We start from the raw sequence: 16,288 nt of genomic DNA, 5'->3' as shown, positions 1-16,288 counted from the left end.
TTGATGCAGCCCCATAACCACTGGCGTTAACATACCTTTCAATCGTTGGCAATGTCGCAACCTCGACATACACAACTCAATTATTTTCATGCAATCTACATTTTTAGGGGTTGCGCGTTTAGCAACTCATCATAACGTAGGCATCAAGCTCGTTTCTTTTCCAGTTCTTGGTGAATCGAGTGGATGAGGTCTAGCAGCTCATTGCGAATGCTGGCTGGAAGCGATTGGATGAGTTCGTGTCGATACGTTGTGATCGTCTCGTGCAATGCAACATAGGAGAAATGAACGTTGAGTGCCGCGCAAAGCAACCGCATTTGGCGAATATCTATGGGTCGTTCGCCTTGTTCCAAACGTTGCAACATGCGGTATTCGATGCCAGATAAACGGGCAAGTACCTTTTGGGTTTTACGCTGTCTTAGTCGTTCTTGTATGAAAAACAACATTATAGGGTCGGTATGTCGGTTTTCTGCAGGCATAAAACTCCGTCACTACTCGCCACATATGGCGGATTAGAACTATGGATATGCCAACTGTGGTCAGTGATGTATGAGAATTGATGCATGTCACAACGCCATAGTGTTTGAATAATTAGAGTGCTTCGATGCTATGAATACTGATCACCATATCAGTATAGGCAATAAATCAAGAATAAATTTGTTAGATAAAAACTACTGTATTAATATACAGTAAATCGTCAGTTAGGAGGCTAAATGTCTGAACTACATCAAAAAGCAGAGGAGTTTGTTTTGTGTGCACTTGCAGACGATACATGTGGCAACTGCGATCAGAACAACGAAGTCGGACTGTTTTTGTTGTCGCTGATTCTCGGACATAAAAAAGGGCAGCTGATCGCTGCCCCAGTGGAAGAGTTAAGTGCTAAAACAAGGCAAGTTGTTGCTTCAAGTGGTCGCGCTTGTCAGGAGATAAAACCTTGATTAGGCAATCTGCCAAATCGTTGGTCGTTTTTGATGATGGGCTTAGCGTGTGGCTAAAGTATAACGACATAACAAATTGATGTTCACATGCTGGGTTTTTACATTCGCAATAAAGGTCTGCACAATCGTTGGATAGGCGGTTAGTTTTCTTGATTACCGCCCGTTCTCCACAACCACAAAAAACACGGCTACCAAACATAGAAGGTTTGCTAGCCGCGCCAATTCCCATATGAAGCTTTGACGGTTTTAAAGAGTGTCTATATCCGATAGCACTAACAAAGGTGTGCCCACACTCTGGATTAGAACAGGAACAAGATAAATCTGCGCAATTGGCATCGTTAATGATGCTTCTACTTACAATCGCGCGTTCACCACACTTGCAATAAACTCGCATACATTGACCTAACTTTTGACTGACTCAACAATATTAAAACGGTTGCTGTGTTTATGTACAGTGATGACTTTCTTTTTATACAAATATTGTGTTACATATTTGTCGGGTGCTCTGCTTAATGAGCTGAATTCTCGTAAATTTCTTTATAGGAGGTAGTCGTGATGACTTGGATTAGATGATGGTAGGACGGCCTATCATCGTCGACAAAAGGTAGATGTATCACATGGCAGTAACAAAAACGCTGATCTCAAAAATTGATGTAGTACTAGAAGAGGAGGAGCGACTAGGGTTTATCACTGAACAAGAAGGAACTTGGTGATTGAAGCATTAAGAAAGGCAGAGCAGGAAGCGGCAGATTAACAAAAAGCAAGCCCCTAACGTTGATTAGGGGCTTTCTTCTATTCGTTGGACGTAGAAACATCAAACTTCAAATGGAGTCGTTGGGGGATCTCTGGGTCGCTGTTCACTTCATCCATAATCAGTTCACATACTGGAATGATTTCATCTTTGGCGTACTCGCTGCCAATCTTGATCGGGTCGCCTAAACTGGTGGTACCCTGCGGGATAATGCCTGCTTTGCCTACTGGGAAGCGATGGCCCACAAGAATGTCTTGTGCGGTGATGTTCTTGATTCGCTCAAATTCATCTTTGGTGGCAATGTCACCCACAGGAATCAATTGAATCCCTTTCTCTTTACCGTTCGGGATGTTCACAAACATGCTGCGGAAGTTGCCCACGCCTTTTGAACTGGCAATGGTTTTCTTCATCATCTCTTCGTCTGCTTCGCTCAAGCTAGGGTCCGTCGCGTAAAAGATAAAGCCCATGTGTGCACCGTTCTTGTAATAGCGGCGGCGAAATAGTGTGGCATCTTTGTTTAGTAAGCTGCTTTGAATACTGCCCAAGTAATCGGCCAAACCATAAATTTGCTGTTGCGGGTCGTACTGAGGCAAGAAGATCACATCTTCTTTGCGGTATTCTCGCTGTTGGTTGTCTCGCTCAAGAATAACGAAGTTGCCGTTTTTGCGTTTGCGTAAGTACATGCCAGGTAACGGATGCAAGCGCACTACGCGTTTGAAGCCATCACGGATTTTTAAGAAAGCGGCATCACCAAAGGTGAAGTAATCGCGGCAAAAAGCTTGAATGTGTCTGCGGCGAGTCGAACCACCTTGTTGAAATCGTCCTGCGACATAGTTGGCCCGAGCAATCAACAAAGAGCCGTGATATGCGTTGGCTCTGGCTATGTCGGCTAATCCAATGCGCGAGATTGGCGGTTCCCAGTAGTTATCGGTGTCGTTGTAAAACAAATCTGAGTATGAGGTCATCCAACTATTAGAGTCGATGGCTTCGGGTGTGGAGTCGATGTGATAGACCGACTCTGGTGATTGTTCTTCTTGTCTGACTAAAGTTTCTGTTTGCTCGGTCATGCTGCGGTTGCCCAAGTTGATTTAGTTGGTGTTGAGTGATCTAACGGCTCATTAATAATGGCGTGAGAGATAGCCCAGAATGCATCGGCGTGGCCTGTGGTTTGGCTGCGCTCTGCTTTGAATGTCATGGCGTTACCGCTGGCCGTTGGTACTCGCTTAATCGCCATAAACGCCATTGCAATGTCTTTGTGTTCAGCATCAAATTGAAGTCGTTTGGCTTCTACGATGTCGATCATCTTCATCACTAGGCGGTTTTTGTTTTCGTTGCTGTAGTGGATTGCGTGAGCTTCACGCGGGTATTTCTTCGAAATCAAATCCCAAACACCACCGCCAATGCCTGTGGTATCTACTCCGATATAAGTCACCTTGTAGCGCTTAAAGACTTTTTCGATTTCTGAAACGTGATATTGGAAGTTGAGCCCTTTCCAATAGTGCTTTTCTAGTACGCGGAACCGTTCACCTGCGACGACAGGCGGAGCCACAACCACCAAACAGGCGTTGTCTCTGGTTCGGCTTGGGTCGTAACCCAACCAAACTTCTCGATGGGCAAAAGGTCGTTTGTTATTTGGCTTGAAGTCTTGCCAGTGGGCGGCATCAACCATACCTTTTTCAAGGTCTGAAAACTTGAATACAGACAGAGCCCCATCAACAAACACGCACATGAACAGGTTTTCGAAATCGTCTTGGCTGTACTCTTCGCGCAGTTCGTCAATGTCGAATAGGTCACAACCGCCGTTGGCCGCATCTTCAATGGTGACAACATAACGCCACTGTTTATCGTCGCAGAGTCGGCCACCGTCGCGATATTCTTCAAAGGTAGGGAATTCAATCTTTGCGCGAGACTCTTTGCCTTTTCGCCATTGGTCACCTGTCCAAAATGGGTAAGCCTGGTGCATCTTCGATGATGGCGTAGAAAAGTAAGTTTTGCGCCACTTCTTATGCGTAGCCATTGCCGAAGCAAGTTTGTTCAGCTCGTCAAATTTGGGTATCCAGAAATATTCATCGACATAAACATGGCCGTGGTAACTTTGGGCTGTTTTGCTGTTGGTTGATAAAAAGCGTAGTTCGGCACCGTTAGAAAGAATGATCGGGTTGCCGGTTAACTCGATGTCTAAGAACTCTTTACCAATGGCAATAATGTAGCTGCGGAAAACCTCGGCTTGAGCGCGAGAAGCTGAAAGGAATATTTGGTTATCACCCGTTAGAATTGCGTCTTCTAACGCTTCACCACTGAAATAGTAAGTCGCCCCAATTTGGCGTGATTTTAGGATGTTACGAATACGCTGCTTAATGTTGTTACGCATGACATGCTGATATTCGAACAGCGATTCATGCCAACCTACAAAGTCACCTTCACAAAGGTGCTCGATGTTGTTTTTGCCTTTACCTTTTTTCTTACTGTTGCCACTACCACCACGGCTTTGATTCGACGGCTCGGAACCATTCGACTTCGAGCTGCCTTGCGAAAGCATACGTTCAGCTTTGGCTTTTGCATCGGCATGAGCTTTTAGCAACTTAACGTGATGGTCTATAAGCTTATCCATCTCTTTAAGTTGCTGATCGCTTTTCTCGTCTTTATCAATTAACACGGCCAATCGGCGGTTAATCATTTCCTCAACAGAAAGTTCATTCAACACCAAAGCCCAGCCGAATTTCTCCGCCCAGGTATAAATGATGCGGTCGCTATTTAGGTTAAGTTGCGCCGCTATTTCCTTTGGAGGTACCCCGCGTAAATAAAGCTTTTTCGCGGCCTCTTTTATTTCATCTGAATATGCCATAGCTGCATCATACGCCCCGAAAACTCGCAAATGACTAAGTAAAATTCGGATGAATTCGGATTTAGCCAAAATCCGAATTTCTAGGAATTGAAGTGGCTGAAAGCAGTCAGTCAAAGGCGTATTGTTTGCGTAAATCGAGATGTAAATAACAAACTTTTGAGTATGTGAGTATGTAAATGCCAAAGATTAGTGACTGGAAAATCATAGCGACAGAAGGGCCAACCGTAGACGGACGTAAAATTACCCGTGAATGGCTGTCTCAAATGGCGGAAAGCTATGACCCAGAAGAATACACCGCATTAATTTGGCCCGAGCATCGTCGCTTTTATGGGTTTGGTGAGAACTGGGGCAAAGTTGTAGAGCTCAAAACCGAAGAAAAAGACGGAAAGATGCGTCTATTTGCCAAGTTGGAGCCTAACCAATATCTACTCGATGCTAATAGCAAAAAGCAAAAGCTATTTACTTCTATCGAACCAGAACCTGACTACAAGGGCGAAGGGCGTTGTTACTTAATGGGCCTAGCTGCGACTGACTCCCCAGCCTCCACAGGTACTTCGCTACTTCAATTCTCTCGTAAAGACGGTGAGACCACTCGCCTTGAATGTAGCCACCTTGAAGAAATTAACCTCGAAGAATGCTTTACCCGAAGTGAGCGTTTTTTCTCGATGTGTAATCAATTCTTTTCCTCTGGTGAAGATAAGCCAGAGAACCCATCAGAACCAGAGGACACAGACGTGACCGAAGAGCAACTACAAGCAGCACTGCAAAAGCAATTTAGCGCTTTTAAAGGTGAGCTAAAAACTGAGCTGAAAAACGAACTCAAACAAGAGTTCAGTCAGCAAACACCAGAAACACCAGAACCGGAACAAACACCGGAAGGTGCAACAGTCGAGCAGTTCTCTGCTGCGGTAAATTCGGCTATTGCGCCTCTGATGGAAAAAGTTTCTGGCATTGAAACTAAGTTCAACGCCCTTTCGAAAGAAGTACCTGGTCAAGAGCCTCAAGGCGAAGGTGCGGCGGAAGACACAAGCCACTTTTTGTAAGGAGCAATAGTAAATGCAATTAACTCAAACCGCTCGTGCATTACTGGAAGAATACTGCGCAAAACAGTGTGAAGTATTTTCTCGCCCTGATGTGAGTAAGCAATTCGCTATTTCGGGCCCAGTTGAAACGGCGCTAAAAAACAAGCTGATGGAATCAGTTGATTTCCTCAAGCTGATCACGGTTGAAGATGTAGACCAAATTTCAGGCCAAGTTGTTGATGTTGGTACCAACAAGCTACATACAGGCCGTAAAAAAGGCGGTCGTCATACCACATCAAGTGGTGTTGATGGCAATACCTACACCCTAGTCGAAACCGACTCTTGTGCTGTTGTTACGTGGGATTTGTTAAGCGTTTGGGCGAACTCCGGTAAGCCTGGCGAATTCATGAAGCGCCTAAACGAAAACGCAACGCTGAATTTCGCGCAAGACATTATTCGTGTTGGCTTCAACGGTACTTCGGTAGCGGAAACAACGAACCCAACGAATAACCCTAACGGTGAAGACGTTAACAAAGGCTGGCAGCAGCTAGTGAAAGAAAAATCACCAGACCAAATCATTGATGTAGACATTTATCTAGAGCCTGATGGCGGTGGTGATTACACCAACTTAGATGCAATGGCATCTGACCTAATTAACACCAAGATTCATCCTGCTTTACGAAGCGACCCGAATCTAATTGTGTTGGTTGGTGCTGATCTTCTTTCATTCGAACAGGCGCGTTTATATGACGCAGCAACTACGCCAACAGAGAAGAAGGCAGCGCAACAATTGCCAAACTCTATTGCTGGTCGTCGTGCGATGTCGCCACCGTTCTTCCCTGGTATGCGAATGACAGTCACCACGCTGAAAAACTTGCATGTCTACACGCAGAAAAACACGCGTCACCGCAAGTCTGAGCACGTAGAAGACCGCAAACAGCATGAAAACTCATACCTACGTAATGAAGGTTATGCAGTGGGTGATCATGAAGGTTACGCAAGCTTCAATGAAGCGAAAGTGCACTTCGGTGCGACACCTGCAGCATAAGGGTAAATGACTATGCGCTTATCTCCTGGCATGAGAGACAACCTAGCGAAGAAAGCAGCAAGAGAGCAGAAAGCTTTTAATGTTAGCCCTGCGGCTGACACCGATAGTTTGCACATCAAGCTGATTGACTTCGAAGAAGACCGCAAGCATTTGCGCTCTTTCAATGCGATTGCTGATCGTGTCGAGCATAAGCGCAATGTCTTAGTCCCGAAATACAAACCGTATGTTCAAAGCTACTTAGAAAGCGGTGAACAGTTCGAAAACCCAATCTTTACCAACTTGGTGATCTGGCTATTCGATATTAAAGAGCTAGATACCGCCATTGATTGGTGCATGAAGGCAATCGAACGAGACTTGCCAACACCAGAGAACTTCCGCCGAGATTGGCCGACATTCTGTGCTGATCAGGTCTTAGAGTGGGCCGAAAGCGAATCGGAACGTGGCAATTCAATTGAACCTTACTTCTCCAAAGTATTTGAGAAGGTAGAGAAAGATTGGCGCTTACACGAGAAGGTTCACGCCAAGTGGTACAAGTTCGCGGGTTTATACCTGATTCGAAACGAAGAAGGCCAACCGCAAGCGACAGCGATTGGCAATTTGGAAACGTTGGAAAAGGCATTGGCTCTACTTCAACACGCTCACAATAAGCACTGCAAAGTGGGTGTGGGCACCCAAATCAAGAAAATTGAACAACGTATTCGTGCCATTAAAGACGGCAAGAATCTTTAAAGACTCCTACGCCACCGCGCCTCGGCTGGTGAGGTAAGAGAAGCAAATAGGCTAACTCGATACCGTCGACCCAGTGGCTAGAGGCGCACTTATTCAAATAAGGAATCGTGATGAGCTTTGGTGGAAAAGTTAACAGCGCAGCAAATTCCGTCATACCAGGTGAAGGCTGGCCGGATTTATCAACCGATGAATTCCGCCAATTGCGCCGTATTCCTCACACCTTTGACAACGATTCTATGGCTGCAGCCGTGAGCATTGCGGCTCTGAATATCCAACAACGACTTGCAAGCCTGTTGGTTGACGATATTCCGCCACAGCTAAACGCAGCCAAAACAGCGGCATATAAACGTGCGGTTTATGGTTTGGCCCATGCTGATCTATTGCCTGAGTTCGCCACGCAAGACCGCCGCAAAGAGGGCGAAAGCGTAGCGACAGATGAACCAGAACAAGAGGCACGCTTTATCACCCAAAGCAATCAAGATGTGCGCTTGTTGCTTGGCCGAAGTGCCAATGGGATTGATTCGATATGAGCGATACAGCCTACAACAAGACCAAGCTTGAGCATTTAACGGAATACATCGTTAGCCACCTCAATAGCAACGTGCTTGATAACAAAATTGATGCTTGGCAAGAGAACGGCTCGATTGTCCCAAGTGGTGAAGACCGAGGCAACGATGGTTACATCGCGTGTTACTGGAAATACAACGCGGTGATCTCGGTAGAGGAATTTCCTCACCGATTGTTAGACCCGCGCTGTTTGCTTGCTCTTGTGGCCTGTTGGTTAAGCGACCATGAAGAAGACCGCAACGAACAAGAGCTCGAAGATCCAACACTTTCGGTTGATGTGATCAGCAGTGAGCTGGCTGATGTGAGCATAGAGCTTGAGCTGATGGAACCTATCGAGTTGGTACCAGATGCAGAGGCAGGAATGATTACCTGGCGCGGAATCAAATACCGAGTTCAAGCCGTAGAGATTTACACCGCAGAAGAAGCGGAGTTGGTGAATGAAACCAACAATTAATGCGAATCAAAGGGATGTGCTCAACATGCAAGAAAAGCTTGCCATGTTAGCACTGCCACCAAAGAAGCGAGTTTGGATACTGAAAACCCTAGGCCGTTGGGAAAAAGCCAATACACGCAAACGCATTCAACAACAAAAAGATATTCACGGCCAAGCGTTAGAACCAAGAAAAGGTAAGAAGCGCGGCAAGGTGATGCGGCGCATGGCGAAAGGGTTAACCCCTTATGTACGAAACGCCAACATGCTCGACCTGACTTGGAGCAACAAGCTCACCGCAAAAATTGCAGCTCGGCATCATCTTGGTCAAAAGCAAAAGATGACCAAGCGCCAAATGCAAAAGCGTTGGGGAACACCAGACTATTCCGCGCCTTGCAGTAAAGGGCAAGCGCGAAAGCTAAGGGAACTGGGTTACACGGTACCGAGAAAAAGCGGCAAAGGACGGAAAAAGCCAAGCCTTCGTCTGTTAATGGAAACCGTTACCCATGGCCAAGCCGGGCAAATTATCCGAGAGCTGAGCAATCAGCCTAGTGTCACCGCTTGGGATATTCCATTAGCAGAACGCCAGATATTAGGCAGTAAAGAACGCGAAGTAACCCGCCAACTAATAAAAATCTTTGAGCAGGCCAAGACGCGAAAATAAGCGAGGAAACAACCAATGGCAACCGGAAAGGTAGAGGTAAACAACCTCAATTTAGGGCAAGGCGGGATTCCAGAAATTGAACGCCACCTGATCTACATCGGGCGCACCGACAAAGCCGAACTGCAAGGCAAAGTCACGCGCGTAAACAACATGACCAATCTTGATGATGTGGTGGCCGATGATGCGCTAGGCGCAAACGTCAAAGCCGCGCAGCTCAATGGCAAACAAAACTGGACGGGTGCCATCTTTGGTTTGGCGGCTGATGCTACTTGGCAAGAAGCGGTAGACATTGCCAACCGTACCGACTCTTTTGAAGGTGTTTGTATTGTCGATGTTGTGACAGATAAAGCCGACTTCACCGCGATGCAATACAAGGCAACAGAGCTAACGAGCAAACTTGGTCGTTGGGTGTTCTTCCTTGCTGCTTGTCCTGGTATTGATGCCGATACCCAAACGTGGTCAGACTATGAAACGGCCATGCTAGCCCTAGTCAAAGATGTTGCCGCAAATATGGTTACACCAGTGCCGCAACTCAATGGCAATAACGTGGGTGTGCTTGGTGGTCGCTTATGTGATCGCGCTGTCACTGTAGCCGATAGCCCTATGCGCGTTGCAACAGGCAGTTTGCTTGGTCTTGGTGAAATGCCTGTTGATAGCGCGGGTAAACCATTAGAAATGAGCACCATCGCAGCGTTAGCCGAGGCGCGTTATTCACTGCCGCAATGGTATGCGGATATGGAAGGTATCTACTGGACAGATGGCTCTACGCTAGAAGCGAAAGGCGGCGACTATCAATTCCTTGAATACGTTCGCCCAGTTCACAAACTAAACCGCCGCGTTCGTATTAAAGCGATTCGTCGTATTGCTGACCGAATCCTTAATTCAACACCACCAAGTATTGAGCTCAACCGCACCTATTTCAGTAAAGACATGCGCGATATGTCGAAGACCACTGAAATTGGCGGCATTCAGTTCCCAGGTGAAATCATGCCACCACGTGATGAAGATGTGTCGATTCAGTGGATGACAAAAACCAAAGTAAACATTGGCTTAATGGTTCGCCCTCATAACTGCCCGAAACACATTGTTGTCAACATTGGGCTTGATCTATCTAACCCTGCAGATACGGAGGCGTAATCCATGAGCATGCGTATTTCTGGCAAGAACATGCATTTTTCAATGGGTGACTACAAGCTCAAAGCGCAAAAAGTCACTCTATCCATTACCGATAATTCTGCCGTCAATAAAACCTCTGGTGTGCCTGATGGTTATGTCGATGGCGATGTAGAAGCAAGCGGTGAAATGGAACTTACCACGCAGCAATTCAACCAGTTGAGCAAGGCAGCAAAACAAGCCGGCTCTTGGCGTGGAATGCCTGATTTTGACGCGCTGTTCTACGGCAAGATTGATAAAGACGAGCTGAAAATTGAAGCCTTCGGTTGTCGTATCAAAATCTCTGATCTTCTCGATGCCGATTCAAATGGTGGCAGTGCATTGGTTCACAAACTGCCGTTCGAAGTAACTAGCCCTGACTTTGTGAAAATCAACGGCGTTCCATACCTGCGCCCTGATGAAACCGAAGATTTGGTTCAGTAGCTTTTAGCTCAATAAACAGGGGGCGTAATGTCTGATGTTATCGACCTTGCCAACGGCCTTGAAACCCAATTCACAGAAGTGGCGATTGCCAACCAACTGGCAAGGGCTAAGCAAATGGAACAACGGGAAAGCGCACAGGAATGCGGCGAATGTGGCGACCCAATACCCGAAGAACGCCGCCAAAAAGTACCAGGGTGTAAATACTGCACCCAGTGCCAAAGCAACATAGAGAGAGTTAAGCGATGAAACTAGGAAAGCTCTTTGTAGAGCATGTCATCAAACCTGTTCTTGACCATTTAGATATGGCAACAGGTGGACACGGAAAGATGAACACGCAAGCGGCCATCAACCTCATTTTAATGATTGTGGCGCATGAGTCTGGGAAGTTGACCTATTCAAAGCAAGTTCGTGGGCCAGCACTCGGTTTTACTCAAATGGAGCCAGCTACTTTTCAATGGCTGATTGAGTGGCTAGGGAAAACTCGACCTCATCTACTCGATGCATTGTCCCTGTTTGTGCCTGTTGGCGGTGAGCCTGTATGTGGTAGCGATTCAAACTACATGGTTATTTCACCTCAGTTCGCAGTGGCTGCGGCTCGTTTGAACTTGATTCGCTTTCCTGAGCCTTTACCCCAAGCCGATGACTTGGAAGGGCTTGCAAGGTACGCCAAAAAATATTGGAACACTCACGCAGGTAAAGCCACAGAAGCGGATTACCTAAACGCATACAAATCCATGGTCGGAGAAGATTAATGAGCTTTTTAACAGGAATTATCGGCAAAACCTTACTCGAAGTTGTGAAAGGACTGTTCTTTCAAATCGGTTGGAAAATCATCCTTGAGCGTTTTGCAACTCGCTTGGTGGTTTGGGGCTTGGAAACACTAAAAGGTCTGAGCACAAACGATGTTCTTCAAGAAACCGTTGACGACATTATCGCGGCACTTCAGGGCAAACGCTTGAAGGAAATCCCACAGAAGGAATAGCGATGGACCCGACTTGGCTATCCGCGCTGGTTGCCCTTGCCACCTTATTGGTGATGCTGACCGGAGCATTGATCGGCAAGCTGTTCTCTCTCTCAAAAGAGCTTGCCGACTATAAAACCCATGTAGCAGAAAGCTACGCAACCAAAGAAGAAGTGAAAGATGGTTTTGAACGATTAGAGCGTCAACTAGAAACCGGACTCACCCGAATTTACGAATCATTGAAGCGAGAAGCAGCATGACAAAACCAATTATTTTAACCGTTGGTACAACAGACCTAGAGTTCAACCCAACGCCAGCCGAGTACGATGAAGCGCAAAACACCATCTTGCAAGGTGATGCGAGTAGCGCGGCCCATAACTTCTTGATGAGCTGTGTTAGCGAAGGTTCAAAAGATGCTCTGCGTGAACTTACTCAGCAGAACCCAGGTGCGGCAACGCAGATTTATGGCGTGGTTCTTAAAGAGTACGCACCTAAGCTTTCCATCTCGGTAAAAAAATAGATGGGCTTGTCGCTGCCATAGATAGCAGCGACAGGCAAAAAATGTATGCGTGGCGGCGAAAGTGGCTACCCAATGAGCCGGACACTGATCAGAACCTAGCTTATGCGATTTGGTTAGAGAAGAACCATTGGGAAAACATGCAAGCCGTCACCGCTAGCGGTGTAGCCAAAGCCTTTAGCGGTTAACCACCAAGCAATTAGAGAATTGTTGATGTTACCAGAAGCACTCAGATTTCAAGTTGGATTGATTGACCAGATTTCAAAACCTCTGGGCAATATTCAACGTCAATTGAATGATGTCACCAACACCTATCGTCAAGGTACTCATACCATGGTGGCAGGTGCGGCAGGCATGGTGGGTGCTGGTTTCGCATTGCAACAAGCCTTGATGCCAGCGATTGAAATGGACAGGGCGTTAGGTGAAGTGAAATCACTTGGCGTTGCAGATGAGCAGTTGAAGCAGCTAAGCGACACAGCACTTGAATTTGCAGTGGACTACGGCAAGTCAGCCTCAGATTTTGTGGCGGCTTCTTATGATATTCAATCTGCTATTTCTGGCTTAGGAGGCAATGAGCTTTCTGAGTTTACCCGTGCGTCTGGGGTGCTTGCTGCAGCGACCAAAGCGGATACTTCAACCATTACCAACTATGTCGGCACCATGTACGGCATTTTCCAAAATTCAGCCAACGAAATGGGTAAGGCGGATTGGGTAAATGTGTTAGGTGGTCAAACTGCGAAAGCGGTTCAGATGTTCAAGACCACGGGTGATGGCATGTCATCGGCGTTCACCTCGGTAGGTGCTGCGGCAACCTCTGTCGGTGTAGGCATGACTGAACAAATGGCGATTCTCGGTACTTTGCAGTCCACTATGAGTGGTAGTGAAGCGGGTACCAAATATCGTGCGTTCTTAGCGGGTACGGCCAAAGCTCAAGAAGCCTTGAATATGCAGTTCACGAATGCTCAAGGTCAAATGCTGCCAATGGTAGATATCTTGAATCAAATTAAGGGCCGTTATGGTGAAACAATTTCGGTAGCGGAAGCGGCAGAGTTGAGTAAAGCGTTTGGCACTCAAGAAGCCACAGCCATGATCCAACTTCTGATGCAAAACACTGATGGGCTCGCTACTTCAATAAATGAGCTCGGTAAAGTCAAAGGGCTTGATGTTGCTGAACAAATGGCGGGAGCCATGACCGACCAATGGGAACGGTTAGAGCAAGGTGTATTTGCCATAAGTGCTGCTTTTGGTGCTGTTCTTCTGCCTGCCATCTTGCCTGTTGTAGGCGGCATGGCTGAAGGAGCTACCGCCATTGTTCAATGGACGCAGATGTTCCCGAACCTCACTAAATACATTGGCTTTGCTGGCATGGCGATTTTAGGTGCAGCTGCAGCAGGTGGTGCATTTACCTTGATGATGGGGGTGGGTAAGCAAGCAATGGCAACTTACATGCTCACTATGAAGCTGTTTACAGGTGTGAACTTCTTACTCACCAAAGGCATGGCGGGGCTACGTGTAGCCATGCTTGCCGCCAATATTGCGATAGCGGCTAACCCAATCATTTTGATTGTGGGGGCGGTCATCGCTGCAACAGCCGCGGTGGGAGCACTGATTTACTACTGGGATGATCTCAAAGCCTCGTTTGGTGACACAACTTGGTTCCAAGTACTAGAAGGTGCACTCACACTAATCACCATGCCATTTAGAGCCATGTTTGAGTTCATCAAAGCAGGTTGGCAATGGGTGATGAGTGGCTTTACCGATACCAGTGGTTTTGCCTTCATTGGAGAAATGGCCGACTCGATGCGAAACATTTTTGGCAGCGTCTTTAGTTGGTTCACTCAGAAGTTGGCGGGTATTTGGGAAAACCTGAAAGGGCTCGTTGATTGGCTACCAGGTTTCGGCGGTGATGATGAATCTGTTCAAGTGAAATCTAAGTCAGTCCAAAGCGCGACACCTTATGCACAAGTTCAGCCAGGTGGCGCGGCCAAGAGTATTGCCAACTATCAAACCAGTTCAACCAACTACGGTGGTGTGGCGATTTATCCAACTTACATGAGCAGTCCACAGGACATGACGAGTGAATTAGAAATGGCGGCAGGCTAATGGCGGATTACCTCTATCAAGACATCTTAATTGAAAGCGGTGATGTGGTGCTAGATGCAGGCCGTAACCCGGTATTGATTCAAGACCGTGCGGTGATCGCCCAAGACATTAAACACGCCATCATCGAAAGCAATTTAGCGGTTGAGCTCATCGCAGAGCGTAGCCCATCAAAAAAAGCGGATATTCGAACCAAGTTAGAGCTGTTGGTTGAAGAAGATGTTCGTTTGGTACCTGGTACCGTGCGATTAGAAGAACCAACCGAAGGCACCATTTATGTTTTCGCCACGACTGCAGACTTTGGCGACGTAACTCTTGATATCACAACTTCGGAGACAACCAATGTCTGATATTCCCAAGCCAGATTACGCCGAGCTGGTCAAGCAATCCGGTATTCCTACCGATGAAGCGAGTTGGAAAAAAGTGCTGAAAGAAGAGATGGAAAAGGAAGAGTGCATTATCTCTAATGATTCGCCTTTCTCCCCGTTCTGGCGCTTGATTGAATCGGCCGTGGTGAAAGTCACCTTGTGGCTCATCAATACGCTATTGGTGGGTTATGTTCTGCCAAATATGTTCGTTGCGACTGCAGTCGACCAATGGTTAGACCTACTCGCTTGGCAATGCAAATTGACTCGTAAAGAGGCAACCAAAGCGCAAGGTTTGATCGCCTTCCAACGTGCAGCCGCAAAAGGGCCAGCGTTAGTCATACCAAAAGATACTTGGATTCAGACCGAACCCATTAACGGCAATATCTACCGCGTTCGTGTGCTTGCTGATACCACGCTGCCAGAAGACGAAACCATGATCATGGCGGAAGTGGAAGCCGAGAGTGAAGGTGCGGCCTACAACCTTGGCGAAGGTTACTACCATATTCTGCCGACTGCGATACCAGGTATTGCAGCGGCGACGAACCCAGCCGAATGGCTAACCGCTGCAGGTGCAGACAAAGAAAGCAACGATGAACTTCGATTACGTATTCGCAATCAGTGGAGCGCGGTTGCTAAATGGCACATTGATGCGGCTTACCGCTCATTGCTAACACGTCGTGCAGGCATTAACGATGACAACGTCTATTTCGAGCATAACGCACCACGTGGGCCAGGTACCGCCAATTCCTACATTTTGCTTGATACGGGTGAGCCGTCACCAGAAATGCTTGCTGATTTGAATGCCTATATTCGTGAGCAAGGGCAACACGGTCATGGTGATGATCTGCAGGTGATGGCGATGCCAGAAACGCAGGCCAATATTGTTTGCCGTGTATGGCCTCTTCGTTCACTCACAATGGATGAGCGCACCCAGCTTAAAGCAGCCGTTGAAAAGTTCATTGGCGCGGCATTCCGCGAGAACACTGATTATTCGCCAACGGTAACCAATCCGGTATTGCGTTTTAGTTTTTCCAAGTTAGGCCAAGAGCTACACGGTCAGTTTGCACAGATTGAATCGCTCGAATTCGATAACGCCGACATCATTAACAACCTAACGGTGCCACGCATTCAGACGTTGGAGGTATCCATTGAAAATACCTGAGATAAACTTTCGTTACTGGATGGGTAGAGGTGAACTTGCCAAGTTCGCCCGAGCCATGCGCGAGTATTGGGAGCATGTGAAAGCCGCTTTTGAAATGCCGCTGCAACAACATGACCCACTCACCGCACCAATGGCTTTGGTCAATATTCTTGCTTGGCAACGTGGAGTAGAAAAGCTCGGCCAAGAGCCCGAAGAGCTGTTTCGAATCCGTGTGGCTCATGCTTATGGCTTTGCCCGTGATGCAGGTTCGGTATCTGGCTGGGAAGACATGTTTGCAAAGCTCGGCTATCCGCACATTGGTCAAGATGAAAGGTTAGTGAACGTCGATTGGGATGTTATCAGCCTGAAAATCCGAGATGGGGATTTAACCAACGTCCCGAAGTTATTAGACACAGTCGTACGTCAATACGGGCGTACCTGTCGCCGTTATCAGTACACCAGTTATGTCGAAATGCCGTTGGCCGCGCGAAGCAAGAATGTCGAAGCGCAATACTCAGCGTCACACGTTAAGACACGACTAAACGTTGGCATGTTACCAAGTGTGCTCAATGTCGATTGTGAATATTACCAAGCCACAGTGAAGGGCTAAGGAA

General features: G+C 47.1%; 23 protein-coding genes. 19 read left to right on the top strand and 4 right to left on the bottom strand.

Features of this window, described 5'->3' with window-relative positions; genetic code table 11:
* Window positions 1–143 precede the first annotated feature (143 nt).
* On the bottom strand, window positions 144–476 hold the full coding sequence (locus FR741_RS22160; RefSeq protein ID WP_167427733.1) for a helix-turn-helix domain-containing protein: 333 nt from the start codon (window positions 474–476) through the stop codon (window positions 144–146).
* Between the two features lie 234 nt (window positions 477–710).
* On the opposite strand from FR741_RS22160, the gene FR741_RS22155 reads away from it, so the two are divergent.
* The gene (locus tag FR741_RS22155) at window positions 711–935 is read left to right on the top strand and encodes a hypothetical protein (protein WP_029837886.1); all 225 of its coding nucleotides are present in this window, start codon (window positions 711–713) and stop codon (window positions 933–935) included.
* Here the strand turns inward: FR741_RS22155 and FR741_RS23800 are convergent.
* From FR741_RS23800 to FR741_RS22140, 3 genes are all read right to left on the bottom strand, one after another.
* Window positions 877–1,329 (bottom strand): ogr/Delta-like zinc finger family protein, encoded by a 453-nt coding sequence (locus FR741_RS23800; protein ID WP_080263359.1) that lies wholly within the window; start codon window positions 1,327–1,329, stop codon window positions 877–879. The two genes, FR741_RS22155 and FR741_RS23800, sit on opposite strands and share 59 nt — an antisense overlap.
* A 398-nt stretch (window positions 1,330–1,727) precedes the next feature.
* A complete protein-coding gene (locus tag FR741_RS22145) occupies window positions 1,728–2,753 on the bottom strand; it encodes a phage portal protein (RefSeq protein ID WP_167427732.1) in 1,026 nt (341 codons plus the stop codon).
* Window positions 2,750–4,531: a terminase large subunit domain-containing protein gene (locus tag FR741_RS22140; RefSeq protein WP_029860082.1), complete on the bottom strand. Its 1,782-nt coding sequence runs from the start codon at window positions 4,529–4,531 to the stop codon at window positions 2,750–2,752. Before FR741_RS22140 ends, FR741_RS22145 begins: the two co-directional genes overlap by 4 nt.
* 176 nt (window positions 4,532–4,707) lie before the next feature.
* Between FR741_RS22140 and FR741_RS22135 the strand changes: the two genes are divergently transcribed.
* The 18 genes from FR741_RS22135 (at window position 4,708) to FR741_RS22050 (ending at window position 16,284) form a co-directional block, all read left to right on the top strand.
* Window positions 4,708–5,574, top strand: coding sequence for a GPO family capsid scaffolding protein (locus tag FR741_RS22135; RefSeq protein ID WP_167427731.1), 867 nt, complete (start codon window positions 4,708–4,710; stop codon window positions 5,572–5,574).
* Between the two features lie 13 nt (window positions 5,575–5,587).
* Window positions 5,588–6,601, top strand: a complete 1,014-nt coding sequence (locus FR741_RS22130) for a phage major capsid protein, P2 family (protein WP_167427730.1) — start codon at window positions 5,588–5,590, stop codon at window positions 6,599–6,601.
* Between the two features lie 12 nt (window positions 6,602–6,613).
* Window positions 6,614–7,330 (top strand): phage terminase small subunit, encoded by a 717-nt coding sequence (gene gpM, locus FR741_RS22125; RefSeq protein WP_072866688.1) that lies wholly within the window; start codon window positions 6,614–6,616, stop codon window positions 7,328–7,330.
* A gap of 110 nt (window positions 7,331–7,440) precedes the next feature.
* Window positions 7,441–7,860, top strand: coding sequence for a head completion/stabilization protein (locus FR741_RS22120; RefSeq protein ID WP_167427729.1), 420 nt, complete (start codon window positions 7,441–7,443; stop codon window positions 7,858–7,860).
* The gene (locus tag FR741_RS22115) at window positions 7,857–8,351 is read left to right on the top strand and encodes a phage tail protein (RefSeq protein ID WP_053321695.1); all 495 of its coding nucleotides are present in this window, start codon (window positions 7,857–7,859) and stop codon (window positions 8,349–8,351) included. The genes FR741_RS22120 and FR741_RS22115 overlap by 4 nt, the downstream gene beginning before the upstream one ends.
* Window positions 8,335–8,991, top strand: coding sequence for a virion morphogenesis protein (locus FR741_RS22110; protein ID WP_029839584.1), 657 nt, complete (start codon window positions 8,335–8,337; stop codon window positions 8,989–8,991). The genes FR741_RS22115 and FR741_RS22110 overlap by 17 nt, the downstream gene beginning before the upstream one ends.
* A 15-nt stretch (window positions 8,992–9,006) precedes the next feature.
* Window positions 9,007–10,128 (top strand): DUF2586 domain-containing protein, encoded by a 1,122-nt coding sequence (locus FR741_RS22105; RefSeq protein ID WP_167427728.1) that lies wholly within the window; start codon window positions 9,007–9,009, stop codon window positions 10,126–10,128.
* A gap of 3 nt (window positions 10,129–10,131) precedes the next feature.
* Window positions 10,132–10,587 carry a phage protein gene (locus tag FR741_RS22100; RefSeq protein WP_020841105.1) on the top strand — a complete coding sequence of 152 codons (456 nt, stop codon included), beginning with the start codon at window positions 10,132–10,134 and terminating at the stop codon, window positions 10,585–10,587.
* 27 nt (window positions 10,588–10,614) lie between these two features.
* Window positions 10,615–10,833, top strand: coding sequence for a TraR/DksA C4-type zinc finger protein (locus FR741_RS22095; RefSeq protein WP_167427727.1), 219 nt, complete (start codon window positions 10,615–10,617; stop codon window positions 10,831–10,833).
* Window positions 10,830–11,339: a hypothetical protein gene (locus tag FR741_RS22090; RefSeq protein WP_151515336.1), complete on the top strand. Its 510-nt coding sequence runs from the start codon at window positions 10,830–10,832 to the stop codon at window positions 11,337–11,339. Before FR741_RS22095 ends, FR741_RS22090 begins: the two co-directional genes overlap by 4 nt.
* Complete coding sequence (locus FR741_RS22085) at window positions 11,339–11,569, top strand: hypothetical protein (RefSeq protein ID WP_062859692.1); 231 nt, start codon at window positions 11,339–11,341, stop codon at window positions 11,567–11,569. The genes FR741_RS22090 and FR741_RS22085 overlap by 1 nt, the downstream gene beginning before the upstream one ends.
* Window positions 11,570–11,571: 2 nt before the next feature.
* Complete coding sequence (locus tag FR741_RS22080) at window positions 11,572–11,808, top strand: hypothetical protein (protein ID WP_062859693.1); 237 nt, start codon at window positions 11,572–11,574, stop codon at window positions 11,806–11,808.
* Window positions 11,805–12,068, top strand: coding sequence for a putative phage tail assembly chaperone (locus tag FR741_RS22075; protein WP_167427726.1), 264 nt, complete (start codon window positions 11,805–11,807; stop codon window positions 12,066–12,068). The genes FR741_RS22080 and FR741_RS22075 overlap by 4 nt, the downstream gene beginning before the upstream one ends.
* A 41-nt stretch (window positions 12,069–12,109) precedes the next feature.
* Window positions 12,110–12,253, top strand: a complete 144-nt coding sequence (locus FR741_RS22070) for a DUF6890 family protein (RefSeq protein WP_005530037.1) — start codon at window positions 12,110–12,112, stop codon at window positions 12,251–12,253.
* 25 nt (window positions 12,254–12,278) lie between these two features.
* Complete coding sequence (locus FR741_RS22065; protein ID WP_167427725.1) at window positions 12,279–14,168, top strand: phage tail tape measure protein; 1,890 nt, start codon at window positions 12,279–12,281, stop codon at window positions 14,166–14,168.
* The gene (locus tag FR741_RS22060) at window positions 14,168–14,515 is read left to right on the top strand and encodes a DUF2590 family protein (protein WP_029852955.1); all 348 of its coding nucleotides are present in this window, start codon (window positions 14,168–14,170) and stop codon (window positions 14,513–14,515) included. The genes FR741_RS22065 and FR741_RS22060 overlap by 1 nt, the downstream gene beginning before the upstream one ends.
* Window positions 14,508–15,695 carry a baseplate J/gp47 family protein gene (locus FR741_RS22055; protein ID WP_167427724.1) on the top strand — a complete coding sequence of 396 codons (1,188 nt, stop codon included), beginning with the start codon at window positions 14,508–14,510 and terminating at the stop codon, window positions 15,693–15,695. The genes FR741_RS22060 and FR741_RS22055 overlap by 8 nt, the downstream gene beginning before the upstream one ends.
* Window positions 15,682–16,284 (top strand): phage tail protein, encoded by a 603-nt coding sequence (locus FR741_RS22050; protein WP_167427723.1) that lies wholly within the window; start codon window positions 15,682–15,684, stop codon window positions 16,282–16,284. The genes FR741_RS22055 and FR741_RS22050 overlap by 14 nt, the downstream gene beginning before the upstream one ends.
* Window positions 16,285–16,288: the final 4 nt, after the last annotated feature.

It is taken from the genome of Vibrio diabolicus (assembly GCF_011801455.1).
Taxonomy (GTDB): domain Bacteria; phylum Pseudomonadota; class Gammaproteobacteria; order Enterobacterales; family Vibrionaceae; genus Vibrio; species Vibrio diabolicus.
This window is presented reverse-complemented; position numbering and strand designations above follow the sequence as displayed.